Genomic DNA, 16560 nt, shown 5'->3' with positions numbered 1-16560 from the left:
ATGAGTTTCCTGACACTGACCAACATCCAGAAATCCTTCGGCCCCGTGCAAGTCGTGCATGGCTTCGACATGGCAATCGAGAAGGGCGAGTTCGTCTCGTTCCTTGGGCCCTCGGGCTGCGGCAAGACGACCGTGCTGCGCATGATCGCCGGCTTCGAGACGCCATCCAGCGGATCCATTGTCATCGATGGCAAGGACCAGGGCACGCTGAAGCCGAACCAGCGCAACATCGGCATGGTGTTCCAGGCCTATGCGCTGTTTCCCAACATGAATGTGCACGACAACGTCGCCTTCGGCCTGAAGGTCGCCGGCGCGCCGAAGGCGGAGACCGATACGCGCGTCAAGGAGATGCTGAGCCTGATCAAGCTCGAGCACCTGGCCGACCGTTTCCCCTACCAGCTGTCCGGCGGCCAGCAGCAGCGCGTTGCGCTGGCGCGCGCGCTCGCCGTCAAGCCGCAGGTGCTGTTGCTCGACGAGCCGCTCTCGGCGCTCGACGCCAAGATCCGCGTGTCGCTGCGCGAGGAAATCCGCCAGATCCAGCAGCAGCTCGGCATCACCACCGTCTTCGTCACCCATGACCAGGAAGAGGCGCTGTCGATCTCGGATCGCATCGTCGTGATGAATGGCGGCCGTGCCGACCAGATCGGCACGCCGTTCGAGATCTACAACACGCCTGCCACCCGCTTCGTCGCTTCCTTCGTCGGCACGCTCAACATCATCGAAGCCAAGGTCGCAGACCCTGCCTCTGGCGCCGTCACCATCGGCAACCAGCAGGTCTCGCTGAAGGAGCAGATTTCCGGCATGAAGGGCGGCGACAACATTTCGCTCGCGCTGCGCCCGGAAGCAGGCTCGATCGCCGACAGCGCCAAGGGCGATACGGCGCTGACCGGAGAGGTGGTTTCGACCAGCTTCCTCGGCTCGGTCATCCGCACCAAGCTGCGCATCGGCGGCGATGTCATCTCTTTCGACATGTTCAACGATCCCGGCCTGACGCCCCCAACGTTCGGCGACAACGTCACGCTGCGTTTCGCTGCCAAGGATCTGCTGGTCATCCGAGAGTAACGTCGGACCTGAGAAGGCACCGCGCTGCCGGAATCATTTCGCCCGGCAGCGGCAGACCGTGGAAAAATCTGTCGTAATTTCCAGGATTTTCGTCGCGCCACGCGTTTGACCACGCGTGGCCGATCTATATAGTCGGCCCTGTTCTCAGGGCGGGGTGAAACTCCCCACCGGCGGTAGCGATCGAAAGGTCGAAGCCCGCGAGCGCTTCGAGGGCTTTCCTCGAGGGTCAGCAGATCCGGTCAGATTCCGGAGCCGACGGTCACAGTCCGGATGGAAGAGAGCAAGCAGGAACGTGGACCCCACGCCGGGGCTTCGCGCGCATGCATGTTCGCCCGACGGGAAAATTGGAAACGCCAAACCCTGGAAGGCTTGAGACCCATGACTATTCTTTCCCACCCCACCGCCAAGATCGCGATCGTTCGTGCCCGCTGGCATGCCGACATCGTTGATCGTTGCGTCGATGCCTTTGTCGCCCAATGGACGAAGCTCGGCGGTTCGGCCGCCGATGTCGAGATCTTCGATGTGCCAGGCGCACTCGAGATCCCGCTGCATGCCCAGAAGCTTGCCAGGACCGGCCGCTATGCCGCAATCCTCGGCACCGCCTTCGTCGTCGATGGCGGCATCTACCGGCATGATTTCGTCGCCGGCACCGTGCTCGACGGCATGATGCGCGTCCAGCTCGACACCGACGTGCCGGTGCTTTCCGCCGTGCTGACCCCGCACAATTTCCAGGAAAGCTCGCCGCTGATCGCCTTCTTCCGCGAGCACTTCGTCGCCAAGGGCGAAGAGGCCGCCAATGCCTGCGCCCAGATCCTCGACGCCCGCGCCAAGCTGGCTCTGGTCAACGCCTGATCTGACACTTCACTGCATCGCACCCGGCAGCCCCTCATCCGGCCTGCCAGCCACCTTCTCCCCGCCTGCGGGGAGAAGGACATGCGTGGCACGCTCTCACGCCCAACACCTCCACCTGACGGCTTCAGCCTTTGCCTCCCTCCGCTGCAGTGATCGGAACCAGCAAAGCGGCTGACGAGGCCGTCGCACGGCATGACCGCGCTGGGTTCACGGAAGAGCGATGACGACGCCACACGCTCGACCGTCCCCTCTCCCCGCCTGCGGGGAGAGGGCTAGGGTGAGGGGCAGCTCCAGACAAAGCGCGTGAAGGACAAATCCACGCGAAGGCGCACGAGGCTTCCTTGAATCAACCTCTGAACCACCTGAATCGACCCGTCAGCACAGGCCGCCAAACAGCTGTTTCGACTCGGCAATTCAAGGCACTCAATGCGCCGGCCCGGCCTCGGCAAGACAACGTTCCAGCGCCGCCATCCGGTGGCGATGGCCGGCTGCCTCGAAGCCGACGACGGTCACGAAAGGCGCGAACATCACGATGATCAGGCAGATCGCCATATCGACGCCCGCCATCGCCGCTACGATCGACGCCGCTAGCACAAGCACCGTTCCGGCCAGCAGCCACGCATGCAGCGGCTCCGCCTGCCGCAGCAGATAGGCATACATGCCGTAGACCAGGCCGATGTAGGCCCCGACCGGAATGACCACGGTCAGAACGGTTGCCAGTGAGCTGATATGCGCCTTGTGTTCGATGTAATAGGCAGCCACATGCAGACCCGCGCCAGTGGCAACGATGGCGGCAAAGATGAAGATGTGCCCGTAGCCCCAGACGAAGGAACGCCTGCGGTGCGCATGCAGGACCTCGGCGCTCGGCAACAGGAAATAGATCCACCACATGCCGAAGGTGAGCCCGGTGCCGGCAAGGCAGACGAGCGCCACGTCGAGGTTCCAGCCCTCCCCGTCGACGACAGCGGTGATCGAGGCGACGGTGCCGACCACACCTTCGCCGAGCGCGATGATCGCCAGAAGACCGTAGCGTTCGGCGATGTGGTGTGCATGCCAGGGCGTGCCGCCATGCCGCGTCTCGGCGATATAGGGCCCGAGCATCTCGATCGCCGTCAGCACCACGGCCATGGCGATGGACACGGTGAGCGAGAAATCGAAGAAGATCAGCACGATCCAGCCAAGCTGGGCAATGCCGATGGCGATCACATAGGTCATGCAGGCATCGCGCCGCACCGGATCCTGGTGGGTGGCGCGCAGCCACTGGAAGATCATCGCCACGCGCATGACGACATAGCCGAGCACCATCACGCCATTGTCGAGATGCCCGCCCACGTCGATCGAGTGGAACATGGCGGGAAGGCCGATCGCCAGGATCAGCACGCCGACCATCTGCACCATGGTCACGCAGCGGAACACCCAGTCGTCGGTGTCATAGGCGGAAGCGAACCAGGTGAAATTGATCCAGGCCCAGCAGATGGCAAAGATCGCCAGCGTAAAGCCGATCAGCCCCGCCCCGAAATGCCCTTCGGCCATCAGATGCGCGAGCTGCGATGCCGCAAGGCTGAACGCGATGACGAAGGTCAGGTCGAACAGAAGCTCGAGTGTCGTTGCGGTGCGATGATGCTCATGCGTGTCGCGGCCGCTCATGCGTGCCAGGCGGTGGCTTACGGCAAGGGGCGGTGTCGTGGTGGCGTCGGACATGGGGCGCAGACCTCGCTGGCGGGACGATATGCAAGAATATTCAAATATTTGCAGAAGCTTCGTCAAGCGGGCAGTGCCAGATCTCCCGGCATTGGCTGAACATGAAAACGCCCGGCATCTCTGCCGGGCGTTCGCCGCGATGCGCGAGGGAGGATCAACGTGCATCGCGGTATCGGAGCATTTCCAGGAGAAGTGCGAAGCGGTTTTCCGCCAGGAAATGCGTGAAGCAAAGAGACAGAGCGCCTCTGCGGCCCGGTTTAAGCCGGAAACGCTCTCTTGGTCGATTGAATTACTTCGCCGCGTCGAGACGATCGATCGCGTCGACATTGCCGGCCGACGAGCCGTTCGGGTCGAACTCGGAGGCAAGCCAGGCGTCGACGATCGACTTCGCCAGCTCCGGCCCGATGACGCGCGCGCCCATGGTGATGATCTGGGCATTGTTCGACTTGGCCGCCCGCTCGGCCGAATAGGTGTCGTGGGTCAGCGCGGCGCGGATGCCCGGCACCTTGTTGGCCGAGATGCAGACGCCGATGCCGGTGCCGCAGAACAGGATGCCGCGTTCGTTCTCGCCGTCGACGATGGTCTGCGCCAGCTTCTGCGACAGGTCGGCGTAAAAGCCGGACTGGCTGAGGTCGCTGACTTCGAGGTCGGCCTTGCTCTTCAGGTGAGCGGCGATGACGTCGAGCAAGGGCTTGCCGGCGCTGTCTGCTCCGATTGCGATCTTCATGGTCGTTCCTTTCCGTTCTTGTTGGTCTGCGACGTGCGAGGGCTCAGATCGCCTTCGACACACGCTGCAAAATGTCGAGATAGCCGTTGACGTCCCAGGCGGAGCGGCCGATGAACAGGCCGTCGATATGCTGCTGGGTGATCAGTTCTTCGCAATTGCCGGGGTTGACGCTGCCGCCGTAAAGCACGGGAACGCGTACGCCGAGAGCTGCCTCTGCCACATCGGCAATCCGCTTATGGCGCTCGTCGGCATAATCTGATGTCGCCGGAATGCCGTTGACGCCGATGGCCCAGACCGGTTCGTAGGCAAGCAGGATCGTCGCCTTGCGGGCATCGCCTTCAAGAAGCGCCAGCGCACCTTCCACCTGCCGTTTCAGGACGGCATCCGCCTCGCCCGCCTCGCGCTCGGTGAGCGTCTCGCCGATGCAGATCAGCGGCACCAGGCCGTGACGCACGGCCGCTGCCGTCTTCAGGCCCACGGTCCGGTCGGTCTCGCCAAAATGCTCGCGCCGTTCGCTGTGGCCGAGCTCGACAACGTCGAGGTTGCAATCCCTCAGCATGACTGGCGAAACTTCGCCGGTCCAGGCGCCGGCGTCGTCCCAATGCATGTTCTGCGCGCCGACCTTGACGCTCGTCTCGACCAGCCGGTCCTTGACCTGGCGAACGGCGGTGAAAGGCGGAATGACGAAACGCTGGATGCGCTCGTCTCGCGCGCCGTCGGCGGCTGCCAGCCCATCGGCAAAGACCATGGCTTCCGCCAGCGTCTTGTTCATCTTCCAGCTTGTGCCCACCCAGAGCTGCGGCTTGTTCATGCTGTCTCCGATATTTTTCGAGTGTCGACCGTGACCAGGCGGATGCCGGCTTCGCGAAGCGCCACGGCATGCTCGTCCGCCACCTCCGCACCCGTCAGCACCGCGTCGAAGGCGTCGAGCCCGGTCAGGAAATGCAGGGCGGACCGCCCGAACTTGTCGTGATCCACCATGAGATATTTGCGCGCCGCCGACTTCACCATCAGCCGCTTGGCCTGCACGACCTCCTGGTCCTGGTGGAAGGCTGCCGCGCCCGCGACCGCGGAACTGGAGAGGAAGGCGATATCGACCCGCAGCGAGCTGAGCGCTTCCTCGGTAACGATGCCGAAGAAACCGTTGAATTTCTTGCTGTACTGGCCGCCGAGCGCGATGACGTTGATACCCGGCGCGCCGGACAGGCTGGCGATGACGCCGAGATTGTTGGTGATGACGGTGAGCGGCCGGATGTCCCTGATGCAGGCGGCGATCGCACCCGCGGTCGAACTGTCGTCGACGAGGATGCTCTGCCCCGGCTCGATCAGACCAGCGGCATATTCGGCAATGCGGTTCTTTTCGGCGGCGGCAATTTTTTCGCGGTAGCGGAAATCGCTTTCGAACTGCGGGCTCGACTGGATCGAGGCGCCGCCGTGCACCTTACGCAACAGGCCGGCCTGTTCGAGATCGTCGAGGTCGCGATGCACCGTCATCTTGCTGACGGCGAAACGCAACGACAGATCCTCGACGGACGCTGTGCCAGCCTCCATCAGAACATCCATGATCGCCTGTCGCCTGTCTTCCGGCTTCATCGTCATCCGCCTCATCCGATGCCGCGAAAGCGCGTCATCTCTTGTGAGAAGATAACACTTGCATGTGATATTTCAACCTTAATAGTGATATTTTGTGATTTTTCAGTGTGATTTTGACGAGTCGTTGAACCCGGTGTCGATGTAGGGCTCCCAGAATTCCACCGACTCCCGGATCATTTCGACGACGTTATGGTCGGTCGGCTCGCGCTCGCGGAAGGAAAGCTCCAGGCAGATCTCGTTGTCGGTGCCGCCACCGGCCTTGACCGCTTCGATCAGCTTCTCCGGCGTGATGCGGCCGTCCTTGTTGTAGGCGGCGGTAAATGGCCAGTGCCCGCCCTTGTTCATCGACGACTGCTTGATGTGGATGATTGGCGAGCGCTCGGGAAAGGCACCCGCCCAGGCATAGGGGTCGATGTCATCGGGGTTGTCGGAGGTGACGTCGCCATGGTCGATATCGACCATCATCTTCATCGGGATCGGCAGCTCGGCATCGGCAAGCCGCCGGTCGAGCGCGCGGCATTCGGCGATCGTGTGGCCGAACTCGCGCCCGACCGACATCGGCTCCCAGAACACATAGGAAAGACCGGCCGCCTTGCCGTGTTCCGCCACCTCGCGCCAACAATCGATGGCGATCTTCATCATTTCCTCGCGCCGGGCCGGGTCGTCATAATCCTTCTGCGTGAAGATCGCGAACTGCGTGCCCATGCCGGAGGCGCCGAGCTCTGCGGAAATATCGGCGAAGGTCTTGAACCAGCCGACATAGTAGCGCCGCACATCCGGGTCCGGGTGGCCGAAATGGTTGAGCCTGCCATAGGGCCCGGTCATGCCCGAGGTGATCTTCACGCCGGTGCGGCCAAGCGCTGCCTTGAACTGGCGGATGGTCTTGGAAATCGTCGCCGCCGGCCAACCGGGATTGACGAACTCGTGCGTCAGTTGCACGTAGCCGATGCGGATCTGTTGCCCGATCGTCTCGATCAGGTCGTCGGGTTCGGCAAAGCGGTTGACCAGTGGATTGGTGTTGAGCGACAGCGTGAAAGCCAAGGCCGGACTCCTGACTACCAGAGAAATTTCGGGAGGATGAAATCGGGCGTGGCGCCATGCTCGGCAAAGAGTTTTTGCCGCTCCGCGTCGGAGGCATGCTCCAAAATGCCCGTGGTCACCAGCACCGAACCCAAGCCGGCACTCGCCGCGCCGGCGATATCGTGCTCGATGCTGTCGCCGATCGCGCAGATGCGCGACGGATCGGGATGACCGAGGAAGTCGAGGGCAAAGTCGTAGATGTCGGCGAAGGGTTTGCCGATCCAGCGCACCTTGCCGCCAATGTCCTCGTAAAGCTCCGCGATCCGCCCGGCACCGAAGGCCGTTCCGCTCTTCGTCAGCATGACCTTGTCAGGGTTGGTGCAGAGGCACGGCACCCCGCGCCGCGCCGCCGGCGCCAGCAACGCCTCATAGTGTGACAACGGCAGGACATCACCTTCGCTTGCCGCCAGCAGCACAAAATTCGCATCTTCACCCCATTGGGTGCGTTCAAGGTCGAGCCCTTTCAGCGGCGAGAGGTCGCCGTCGCGGCTGACCAGCAGGCATTTGCGGGGCAGCCCGCTTGCCTGTCGGCCCTCTCGCTTCAGGATCTGCCAAGCCACTTCGCCCGAGGTCAAAAACCAGTCCCAGCTGCCGGCGACAAAGCCGAGTTCGACGAGGCGACGATCGTTTTCCTCCGAGCGCTTGCCGGAATTGGAGAGAATGATGATGCGCTTGCCCTGATCCTTCAGCCGCACCAGCGTCTCGGCGGCACCGGGATAAGGCCCACGACCGTCGCGCAGCACGCCGAACTGGTCGATCAGGAAGGCATCATAGCGATCGGCGATATCGGCAAGGTTGGAGATGACGGTACTCATAACACACCTGCCTGTTTGGCGCCCGCAAGCGCCAGTTGCGCTGTGCCGGCTGCGGCCTCTTCCGAATGCACGACCAGGAACGGCACCCCGAGCTTACGCGCGCGGATCGCCGACCACGCCGCATTTTTTGCACCACCGCCGACCGTGCGGATGGAGCCGAGCTTCGGCCCGCCAAGCGCTGTCAGCCGCTGATAGGCGAGGCTTTCGACCCCGGCGATACCTTCGAAGATCGCCTTCAGAAACATGGCGTCATCCTGTGGCCGCGGTGTCATACGTGGTTCGAAATTCGGGTCGGCGATGGGAAAGCGCTCGCCCGGTTTCGTCAGCGGATAATAGTCGAGGCCGGTATCGTTGGCCGGGTCGATGCGGGCGGAAAGCTCCGCGATTTGCTCGCCGGTGAAATGCGCCGCCAGAACCACGCCGCCCGTATTCGACGCTCCGCCAGCCAGCCACATGTCGCCGATCCGATGGCTATAGAGCCCGTATTCCGGGGCAAACAGCGGCCGGTCGGAAAGCACCTTCACCGTCAGCGTCGTTCCGAGCGCACTGACACCATCGCCCGGCCGGTCGGCACCCGTCGCCAGAAACGAGGCACAGCCGTCGGTGGTGCCGGCAACGACGACCACCTCTCGCGAAAGGCCGAAGGCTTCGGCAGCCGCGGGCGAGATCGTCGCGACCGGCTCGCCGGCAGGCAGTACCTCCGGCAACAACCCGGCACGCGCGCCGGTCTTTTCGATCCACTCCGGCCAGCCCCGAGTGACCGGGTCGTAGCCGGTCTTCAAGGCGTTGTTCTCGTCGGACACATCGTAGAGCCCGGTAAAATGCCCGGCCAGCCAATCGGCCTGGTGGATGACACGGAAGACATCCGGCACCAACTGAAAAGCCAGCACCTTGGCAAGGCCGGAGGTTGCGCCGTGGGCGGCGCTCTCCTTCGGCGCATGGGCGGCAATCGCGTCCAGGATTGCACCATCGGAAACCGGATCGTTGTACATCATCGGGCGGGCCAGCGGTGCACCGTCAGCAGCCACCGGCAGCATCGTGCCCGAGGTGCCGTCGATGCTGATCGCCCGGATTCGCTGCCGATCGACCACCTCGATCACATCGCCAAAAGCCGCCTGAACCGCCTTCCACCAGCCGACCGGATCGCGGTGATCTTCAGAGAAGGCAGAAAGCTTGGCAGCGCCAGATGCGACGATTGCGCCATCCGGCGTCATGGCGACAGCACGCGCACCCGATGTGCCGATGTCGATGCCGATGACCAGCGCGTCATGATGTCCATTCATTGTAGCGCCTGCCCTGCCCGGTTGAGCTTCTGGCGGTATTTCTCCGCGTCCCAGCCGAGCAGCTCCGCATTCTCAGCATCGCTTAGGTAGCGCAGTCGCCCGCTCGCCGGAATGCGGGCCGTGACGTCGGCAAGGCATCGCGCCATGGCGAGCGCACCTGCGGATATGGTCTTTTCCACCAGCACCCCCTTGCCGGGAAAGAGCAAAAGCGGCGGCAGGCTTTCGCCCCGTTCCGCCCTGCCCTTTTCGATCGAAGCTGCAGTCTCGCCCGGTGCTGCGATGACGCAACCCTTTCCGAGGAAGATGACATGGTCGGGATAGAGGCTGCCGCCTGCGGCGATCCGGCAACTTTCCAGATCGGTTGCGACCGCATGCAGCCGCGCATCGTCGGGCAGGCAGTAGCCGCTGTCGACCGCAAGCCGCGACAGTGCAGCCAGATCTGCCGCGGGCGCCGGCCGTCGCTGCCCCGTCAACCGGCGCGAGACATCCGTCAGGAGTATCGCGGCATCGGCGACAGTCTCAGCGGCAACCGCCAGACCGTGATTGCCGAGGATCAGCACGGACGTATTCTCCTGCAGCCGCTCGGCGATCGCTTTCGCAAGCGGCAGGCCCGGTCGGGCATAGGGCACGAAGACATGCGGAATGCCGGCCAAGCGCTCGGCGGCGATGGCAGCGCCGTTGGTCTGTACTGCGGTCGCAATGGTTTCGACGCAATGGACGTGGATCACCACCTTCTGCGGCATCAGCGCATGCACCGTCGTCTCGATCGAGGGCCTGAGACCCGAAGGGTTCATCTCGGAAATAACGAAATCCTGCGCTTTCTCGGTGGCGGGATCGTTGCGTTCCAGCGCCTCCAGCATCGGGTCGAGCGCCACCGGCACCATGACGTCGCGCTGCCGGGCATGGGCAAGCCAGAGGCCGGAGGCCTTGATCCAGAGCGTGCCAACCTCCTTGATCGACGTGTTGCCGCCCGCCCCCTGCACCAGCAGCGGGTCGGCACCGACACGCGCCGAGATATCAAGCAAGGCCTCGAATTCCAGACTGCGCATTCCCACTCTCCTTCAGGCCGCCGCCTGCTGGCGTTCCAGCCAGCCGGTGAAAACCTGTTTCTCGGCCGGCGTCATGTGCAGGCCGTGCTTCGTCCGTCGCTCCAGGAGGTCTTCAGCCGTCGAAGCCCATTCGGTGTCGATCAGAAAGCGCGCCTCGCGCTCACGAAACAAGGGGCTGAAGGCCGTGCCGAGGTTGTCGAGCGATGTGGCATTGCCGATCAGCTCATGCGTACGCGTACCGTAGAGCCGCGCGTAATGCTTGGCGAGATCGGCCGTCAGCCAGCGATAGCGCGCTCTCAGATCCCCGAGGAACTGCTCGAAATCGGCATTGGCCATGTCGCCCCCCGGCAAATGCGCTTTTGCCGTCCAGGCCACGCCCATCTGAGGGAAGAACGGCTTAAGCCGCTCCAGCGCATGCTCGGACAGCTTGCGAAACGTCGTGATCTTGCCGCCAAAGACGGAAAGAAGCGGTGCCTGCCCGTTCACGGCATCCACCTCGAAGATATAGTCGCGCGTCACCGCCGAGGGGTTCTCGGCATTGTCGTCGTAAAGCGGCCGCACGCCGGAAAAGGAATGGACGATATCGTCCTCGGTCAATTGCTGTTTGAAGTAGCGGTTCACCGATTTCACGAGATAGGCGATCTCGTTGCCATCGGCCGACACGTCCTCGGGACGACCCTCATAGGGGATATCGGTGGTGCCGATCAGCGCCAGGTCGTTCTGGTAGGGGTTGATGAAGATCACCCGCTTGTCCGGGTTCTGCACGAGATAGGCCTGCCGCCCCTCCCAGAACTTCGGCACGACGATATGGCTGCCCTTGACCAGCCGCACGCTGCGGCTGGAGTTGAGCCCGGCGACCCGGCCAATGATGTCGTTGACCCACGGCCCGGCGGTATTGACGACTGAGCGCGCCCTGACCTCGGACTTCACGCCGGTGCGCAGATCCGTCATCTCCACCTGCCAGAGGCCGTCGACGCGACGGATGGCGCTGCAGGCGGTGCGGGTCAGGACCCGCGCGCCCTTCTTCTGCGCATCGAGCGCATTGAGCACGACAAGCCGGGCGTCATCGACCCAACAGTCGGAATATTCGAAGGCCTTGCGATAGTCCCGCTTGATCGGCGCGCCCTCTGGCGCGGTCCTCAGATCAAGGCTGCGCGTGCCCGGCAGGCGCTTGCGGCCGCCGAGGTGGTCGTAGAGGAAGAGCCCGAGCCGCACGAGCCAGGCGGGCCTGTCGGCCGGATTGTGCGGCAGCACGAAGCGCATTGGCCAGATGATGTGCGGCGCGGAAGCGAGCAGCACCTCGCGCTCGATCAGCGCCTCGCGCACCAGCCGGAACTCGTAATATTCGAGATAGCGCAAGCCGCCATGCACCAGCTTGCCGGAGCGCGAGCTCGTGCCTTGCGCCAGATCGTCCTTCTCGCACAAAAGCACCGAGAGCCCTCGCCCGGCGGCATCGCGCGCGATCCCAGCACCATTGACGCCACCGCCGATGACGAAGAGATCATATAGTCCGGTCTCGGAACCCAAGGTCTTGCCCCCTGTCATCAGCACGGATTGACCGGCGGCAGGCCGGCGATGTAGCGGCGCACCTCTTCGGCAGCCATCTCGGCAGCGAAAGTGACGGTGCGCACCGACGCACCGGCGATATGCGGCGTCAGCGTCACGTTCGGAAGCTGCAAGAGCGGCCAATCCTCCGGCACCGGCTCCACCGAGAAGGTCTCGAGCATGGCCGCCGACAGGTGGCCGCTCACCAGGTTTTCGTAGAGCGCGTCATAGTCGCAGAGCGGCCCGCGCGCCGTGTTGACGAAGATCGCGCCGGGTTTCATCGTCGCGAAGGTCTCGGCATTCATCATGTTCCGGGTTTCCTCGGTGACGCGCGGATGCAACGTCACGAGGTCGGAGCGCGTCAGGAGGTCGTCGAGCGACACCTGCTCGACGCCGGCATTGAGGTCGTCGGCCGAGAGCTGCACATAGGGGTCGTGCACCAGAACCTTGGTGCCGAAGGCCCGAAGCAGCCGCACCACCTTGGTGCCGATATTGCCGTAACCGATGACGCCGACGGTCATCTCCGAGAGTTCGCGGCCGGTGCGATCGGCGCGATAGAGATCGCCGCGCCACTCGCCCTTGCGCAAGGCCTCGTGGCCGGTGCGGATCAGCCGTGTCTCCGCGAGGATCGCGCCCAGAGTGAATTCGGCAACGGCGCTGGCATTGCGCCCGGGCGTATTGACGACGCTGATACCGGCGTCTCGCGCGGCAGCCATGTCGATGTTGACAGGGCCGCCGCGAGAGACGGCAACGAGCTTCAGCCCGGGAAGCGAGGTCAGCATGCCGCGCGACAAGGGCGCAAGCTGCGTCACCAGGATTTCCGCATCGCCGATGAAGTCGACGATATCGTCCGCCTTGCCCAGATATTCCTTCAGGCCGTCCATGCCTTCGACAGCGTAACCATGCTCCATCGGCACATCCGGCCAGGGCAGTTCGAGGGTGCGGATGTCATGGCCGTCGCCGCTTGCTTCGACGATCTTGTCGCGAAACACGTCCGGCAGCATGAACCGGTCGCCGATGATGGCTATCTTCTTCATTTCAGTTTTTCCTGTTGAGGTCCCGAGACAGCCCCTTGGGAAAGGGCGTGCCACACGGGGCGAAGCGCGATGCGCGACTGCTGGTAGGAGGGGAAGAGGCCGTCGTAACGGCGCGCCAGCGCCGCGTCGGCCGGCTCGGCGGTACGCTGATGCGGCGACACCCAGTCGCGCACGCAATCGGCCATCGAGGGGTAGATGCCGAGCGACACGGCGGCGATCATCGCAGCACCCGCCGCACCCGCCTCCTCGCGCTCGCTGGTCTGGACGCTGGCGCCGAGTGCTGCGCCGAGAATGCGCCGAAGCGAGGCGCTGCGTGCGGCTCCGCCGGTCAGCCGAACGCGGCCTGGAAGCGGCCCCATCTCGGCGTAGCAATCGCGTGCCGCCATCGCGAGCCCGTCGAACACCGCCTTCACCATGTCGCCGAAACCATGGGTGATCGACAACCCGACGAAGGAGGCGCGCGCCGAAGCGTCGACGAACGGCCCACGCTCGCCCGCATCCGAAATGTAGGGCTGGAACAGGAGCGAGCTATCCTTGGCCTCCGCCAACCAGCCGTCGACATGGGAGAGCAGCTCGCCTTTGGTCTTTTCGACCCCCATGCCCTTCAGCAGGCCGCCGGCAACCGACAGGATCCAGTCGATGTTGAGCGTTGCCGCCATGTTCGACTGCATCTGCGCGTAAGTATCGGCGATCGGCATGCACATGGTGTAACCGGTGAGATCGCGGTTGAGCCGCACGTCGTCGGCGCCGTTGGCAAGCCGCATGTGCATGCCGGTCGAGCCGATGATCGAGCAGCCGGTGTCGGTGCCGGGATCGTAGAGCCCGGCGCCAAGGGCCGTGCAGACCACGTCGACATAGCCAAGTACCACCGGTGTGCCCGTGGGAAGGCCGATGGCAGCCGCCGCATCCTTCGAGAGCAGATGATGCGATGTCGCCCCGTCGACGATCTCCGGCAGGAAATGCTTGAGCTTTTGCAGGCCGAGAAAGCGGATGACGTCGTCGTTGTAGCTACGGGTGCGGAAATTGCCGAAGGTGAAGTTGGCTTCGGACGGGTCGGTCGCGCGCATCTGCGTCAGCTTGAAGTAGAGCCAGTCCTTGCAGTGAAACGTGGTCGCGACATCAGACAGCATCTCGGGCGCGTTGTCGCTCATCCAGCGCAATTGCGCGCCCTGCTGGCAGGCTGCGAGCCCGGAGCCGGTGCTGGCGAAACGTTCGACATCACCGCTGTCGCCGCGCAGCCGCTCAACCGTGTCGCCGGCGCGCGCGTCGAGCCACAGCCAGCCCTTGCCGATCGGCTCACCCGCCTTGTCGATCATCCAGGTGCCATCGCCCTGGCCGGTCACCGCGACCCCCGCGACGCGGCCAGCGAGGTTCTCGACCTTGCCTGAAAGCTCGGTCAGGGTGGTGACCGTATCGGCCCAGGCGCGGTTGAGATCCTGGACGCTGCCGGTCCTGCCGACGGCCTCGTAGACGTTCGGCACCGCGGCCATCGCCAGCTGCCGCCCGCCGAGGTCGAAGGCCACCGACTTGATGACCGAGGTTCCCGCATCGATGCCGATGAGGATGTCGCGCATCAGGCCAGCTCCACGCCGTGGCTGATCGCCTTGCCGCTGTCGCCGTCGAACACGTGCAGGCTCGACGGATCGAGGCGGATGCCGATCGGCTGGCCGACGGCAAGCTCCGTGCGGTCATGCTCGACCAGCACCATGGTCCCGCCGGCAAAGTCCGCCGCGATATGCGTCTGGTCGCCAAGCCACTGATTGACGGCCACCCGGCCGGAAACTCCGTCAGCGCTGCGGCGCACCGCGTAAGGCCTGATGCCGAGCACCACCTTCTGCCGCTTCATCAGCGCGTCACGCACCGCGTGGGAAAAGTCCGACGCCGGATATTCCAGCCGCACGCCGTCCTTGAGGCCGAACGAGACCTTGGCGTCCGAACCGGTGATGCTCGCCTCAAACACGTTCATGGGCGGCTCGCCGACGAAGGTGCCGGTGAAGAGGTTCGCCGGACGCTCCTTGATCTTTTGCGGCGTGTCGAACTGCTGCAGCACGCCGCCCTCCATGACGGCGATGCGGTCGGCAAGGGCGTTGGCCTCCGTCTGATCGTGGGTGACGAGGATCGCCGTCAGCTCGCGTTCCTTGATGTAGTGCTTGATGCGGCCGCGCAGCACGGCGCGCAGCTGCGGCTCGAGCTGGCCCATCGGCTCGTCGAGCAGGTGCAGGCTGGCGTCGCGGATCAGCGCCCGCCCGAGCGAGGCCCGCTGCTGCTGGCCGCCGGAGATCGAGCTGGGATAACGGCCGAGAATGTCCTCGATTTCCAAGAGCTTGGCGATACCTGCGACCTTGTCGTCGACGACGCTCTGCGACAGTTTGGAGGCCTTGAGCGCAAACGCGATGTTCTCGCGCACCGTCAGCGGCGGATAGAGCGAATAGCCTTCGAACGCCATGGCAACATTGCGGCGCACCGGCGCAAAGGTCTGGACCTCGCGCCCGCCGAGCGAGATCGTGCCGCGCGACACCGCCTCGAAGCCGGCGATCATGCGCAGCGTCGAGGTCTTGCCGCAACCGGACGAGCCGAGAAGCGCGATGATCTCGCCCTTCGTGACATCCATGTTGAGCTTCTTGACGGCGTGCACGCCGTAATCGACAGGTCCATAGAACTTGTCGACGTCCCGGATCACAAGAGCGGTGTCGGTCATGCCGCTTCTCCATTGCGCTTGGATTCAATGTCGGAGCGAGGCAACAATTGGCCGCTCGCCTTGTCGAAGAGGAAGGCCTGGGCGCCGTTGACGGCGATATGGGCAGGTCCAGCCGTCGGGCCCGGCGTTCCGGCCGGCCGCGACACCAGGATTTCGCGGCCGCGCGCGGTCATCGCCAAAGTCACGGTCTTCTCGTTGAGCGGCGTTTCCGCCTCGACCGTCACCGGAATAGCCCCCGGCGCCGATGCATCGACAAAGACGATGGTTTCCGGGCGAAGACCGAGAACGCAAGGTTTGCCCGAGACGTCGCCGTCATAGTCGGCAAGCCGCACCCGGACGTTGGAGAGCTCGATGTAGACACCGTCGCCGCTCTTCTGCGGCACCACATCCAGGAGATTGATCGTCGGATCACCGAAGAGGCGGGCGATCTCGATATCGGCGGGTGCGTTGTAGATTTCCTGCGGCGTGCCGATCTGGCGGATGCGCCCCTGCGACATCACGGCGATCCGGTCGCCGAGCGCCATCGCTTCCTTGTAGTCCTGGGTGACGTAGACGACGGTTGCGCCCTGCGCTGCCAAGAGACGCGGCAGTTCCAGCCGCATCTCGAAACGGAGCTTGGCGTCGACATTGCGCAAGGGGTCGTCGAGCAGGAGCAGCGGCGGCGAGCCGACGAGCGCGCGGGCAAGCGCCGTGCGCTGCTTCTGGCCGTTGGAAAGCGCCTTCGGGTGGTGACTCAGCACGTGCTCAATCTTCAGGAGCTTTGCGACCTTTTGCACGCCTGCCGTAATCGCATCCTTCGATGACCGCGTCGCCGTCAGCGGGCTCGCGATATTGTCGAAGGCACTCATGTGCGGAAAGAGCGCAAAGTTCTGGAAGGCCATGCCGACGCCGCGATGCTCGGCATCGACATCGGTCATGTCCTCGCCGCCGATCAGCACCCTGCCCTCATCCGGTTCGATGACGCCGGCGACCAAGCGCAGAAGCACCGTCTTGCCGGCGCCGGAAGGGCCGAAGAGCACCAGGCGTTCGCCATCGGCGACGTCGAGCGACAGGTCGTCGAGAACCGTGTGGCTCTTGTAGCGCTTGACGATGTTTTTCAATTGAAGCGTCGTCATGTC

The 16560-nt window shown here is 64.1% G+C and carries 15 protein-coding genes and 1 riboswitch; of the genes, 2 read left to right on the top strand and 13 right to left on the bottom strand.

Going from position 1 to position 16560, the window contains the following annotated elements:
- Both BLJAPNOD_RS10195 and BLJAPNOD_RS10190 read left to right on the top strand, forming a co-directional pair.
- Nucleotides 1-1062 (top strand): ABC transporter ATP-binding protein, encoded by a 1062-nt coding sequence (locus tag BLJAPNOD_RS10195; protein ID WP_115419715.1) that lies wholly within the window; start codon nucleotides 1-3, stop codon nucleotides 1060-1062.
- Between the two features lie 136 nt (nucleotides 1063-1198).
- Nucleotides 1199-1348, top strand: a riboswitch (FMN riboswitch).
- Nucleotides 1349-1440: 92 nt separating this feature from the next.
- Nucleotides 1441-1914: a 6,7-dimethyl-8-ribityllumazine synthase gene (locus BLJAPNOD_RS10190; RefSeq protein ID WP_199565927.1), complete on the top strand. Its 474-nt coding sequence runs from the start codon at nucleotides 1441-1443 to the stop codon at nucleotides 1912-1914.
- 423 nt (nucleotides 1915-2337) lie between these two features.
- On the opposite strand, the gene BLJAPNOD_RS10185 is transcribed toward BLJAPNOD_RS10190, so the two are convergent.
- The 13 genes from BLJAPNOD_RS10185 to BLJAPNOD_RS10125 form a co-directional block, all read right to left on the bottom strand.
- Complete coding sequence (locus BLJAPNOD_RS10185; RefSeq protein WP_115419713.1) at nucleotides 2338-3615, bottom strand: low temperature requirement protein A; 1278 nt, start codon at nucleotides 3613-3615, stop codon at nucleotides 2338-2340.
- Between the two features lie 289 nt (nucleotides 3616-3904).
- Nucleotides 3905-4342, bottom strand: coding sequence for an RpiB/LacA/LacB family sugar-phosphate isomerase (locus BLJAPNOD_RS10180; protein ID WP_077499866.1), 438 nt, complete (start codon nucleotides 4340-4342; stop codon nucleotides 3905-3907).
- Nucleotides 4343-4385: 43 nt separating this feature from the next.
- Nucleotides 4386-5153, bottom strand: a complete 768-nt coding sequence (locus BLJAPNOD_RS10175; protein ID WP_115419712.1) for a triose-phosphate isomerase — start codon at nucleotides 5151-5153, stop codon at nucleotides 4386-4388.
- A complete protein-coding gene (locus BLJAPNOD_RS10170) occupies nucleotides 5150-5935 on the bottom strand; it encodes a DeoR/GlpR family DNA-binding transcription regulator (RefSeq protein ID WP_115421234.1) in 786 nt (261 codons plus the stop codon). The genes BLJAPNOD_RS10175 and BLJAPNOD_RS10170 overlap by 4 nt, the downstream gene beginning before the upstream one ends.
- A 102-nt stretch (nucleotides 5936-6037) precedes the next feature.
- Nucleotides 6038-6976 (bottom strand): TIM barrel protein, encoded by a 939-nt coding sequence (locus tag BLJAPNOD_RS10165; RefSeq protein WP_115419711.1) that lies wholly within the window; start codon nucleotides 6974-6976, stop codon nucleotides 6038-6040.
- A 14-nt stretch (nucleotides 6977-6990) separates the two neighbouring features.
- A complete protein-coding gene (locus BLJAPNOD_RS10160) occupies nucleotides 6991-7830 on the bottom strand; it encodes a TIGR01459 family HAD-type hydrolase (RefSeq protein ID WP_115419710.1) in 840 nt (279 codons plus the stop codon).
- Nucleotides 7827-9113 (bottom strand): FGGY-family carbohydrate kinase, encoded by a 1287-nt coding sequence (locus tag BLJAPNOD_RS10155; protein WP_115419709.1) that lies wholly within the window; start codon nucleotides 9111-9113, stop codon nucleotides 7827-7829. The genes BLJAPNOD_RS10160 and BLJAPNOD_RS10155 overlap by 4 nt, the downstream gene beginning before the upstream one ends.
- Nucleotides 9110-10162, bottom strand: a complete 1053-nt coding sequence (locus tag BLJAPNOD_RS10150; RefSeq protein WP_115419708.1) for a class II aldolase/adducin family protein — start codon at nucleotides 10160-10162, stop codon at nucleotides 9110-9112. The genes BLJAPNOD_RS10155 and BLJAPNOD_RS10150 overlap by 4 nt, the downstream gene beginning before the upstream one ends.
- Before the next feature lie 12 nt (nucleotides 10163-10174).
- Nucleotides 10175-11707 (bottom strand): glycerol-3-phosphate dehydrogenase, encoded by a 1533-nt coding sequence (locus BLJAPNOD_RS10145; protein ID WP_115419707.1) that lies wholly within the window; start codon nucleotides 11705-11707, stop codon nucleotides 10175-10177.
- Nucleotides 11707-12744: a 2-hydroxyacid dehydrogenase gene (locus tag BLJAPNOD_RS10140; RefSeq protein WP_115419706.1), complete on the bottom strand. Its 1038-nt coding sequence runs from the start codon at nucleotides 12742-12744 to the stop codon at nucleotides 11707-11709. Before BLJAPNOD_RS10140 ends, BLJAPNOD_RS10145 begins: the two co-directional genes overlap by 1 nt.
- The gene (locus BLJAPNOD_RS10135) at nucleotides 12741-14318 is read right to left on the bottom strand and encodes an FGGY-family carbohydrate kinase (RefSeq protein ID WP_115419705.1); all 1578 of its coding nucleotides are present in this window, start codon (nucleotides 14316-14318) and stop codon (nucleotides 12741-12743) included. The genes BLJAPNOD_RS10140 and BLJAPNOD_RS10135 overlap by 4 nt, the downstream gene beginning before the upstream one ends.
- Nucleotides 14318-15442: an ABC transporter ATP-binding protein gene (locus BLJAPNOD_RS10130; protein WP_115419704.1), complete on the bottom strand. Its 1125-nt coding sequence runs from the start codon at nucleotides 15440-15442 to the stop codon at nucleotides 14318-14320. Before BLJAPNOD_RS10130 ends, BLJAPNOD_RS10135 begins: the two co-directional genes overlap by 1 nt.
- Nucleotides 15439-16557, bottom strand: a complete 1119-nt coding sequence (locus tag BLJAPNOD_RS10125; protein WP_115419703.1) for an ABC transporter ATP-binding protein — start codon at nucleotides 16555-16557, stop codon at nucleotides 15439-15441. The genes BLJAPNOD_RS10130 and BLJAPNOD_RS10125 overlap by 4 nt, the downstream gene beginning before the upstream one ends.
- Between the last annotated feature and the right edge of the window lie 3 nt (nucleotides 16558-16560).

The sequence above is a fragment of the Ensifer sp. M14 genome (assembly GCF_003355565.1).
Classification (GTDB): Bacteria; Pseudomonadota; Alphaproteobacteria; order Rhizobiales; family Rhizobiaceae; genus Ensifer.
This window is presented reverse-complemented; position numbering and strand designations above follow the sequence as displayed.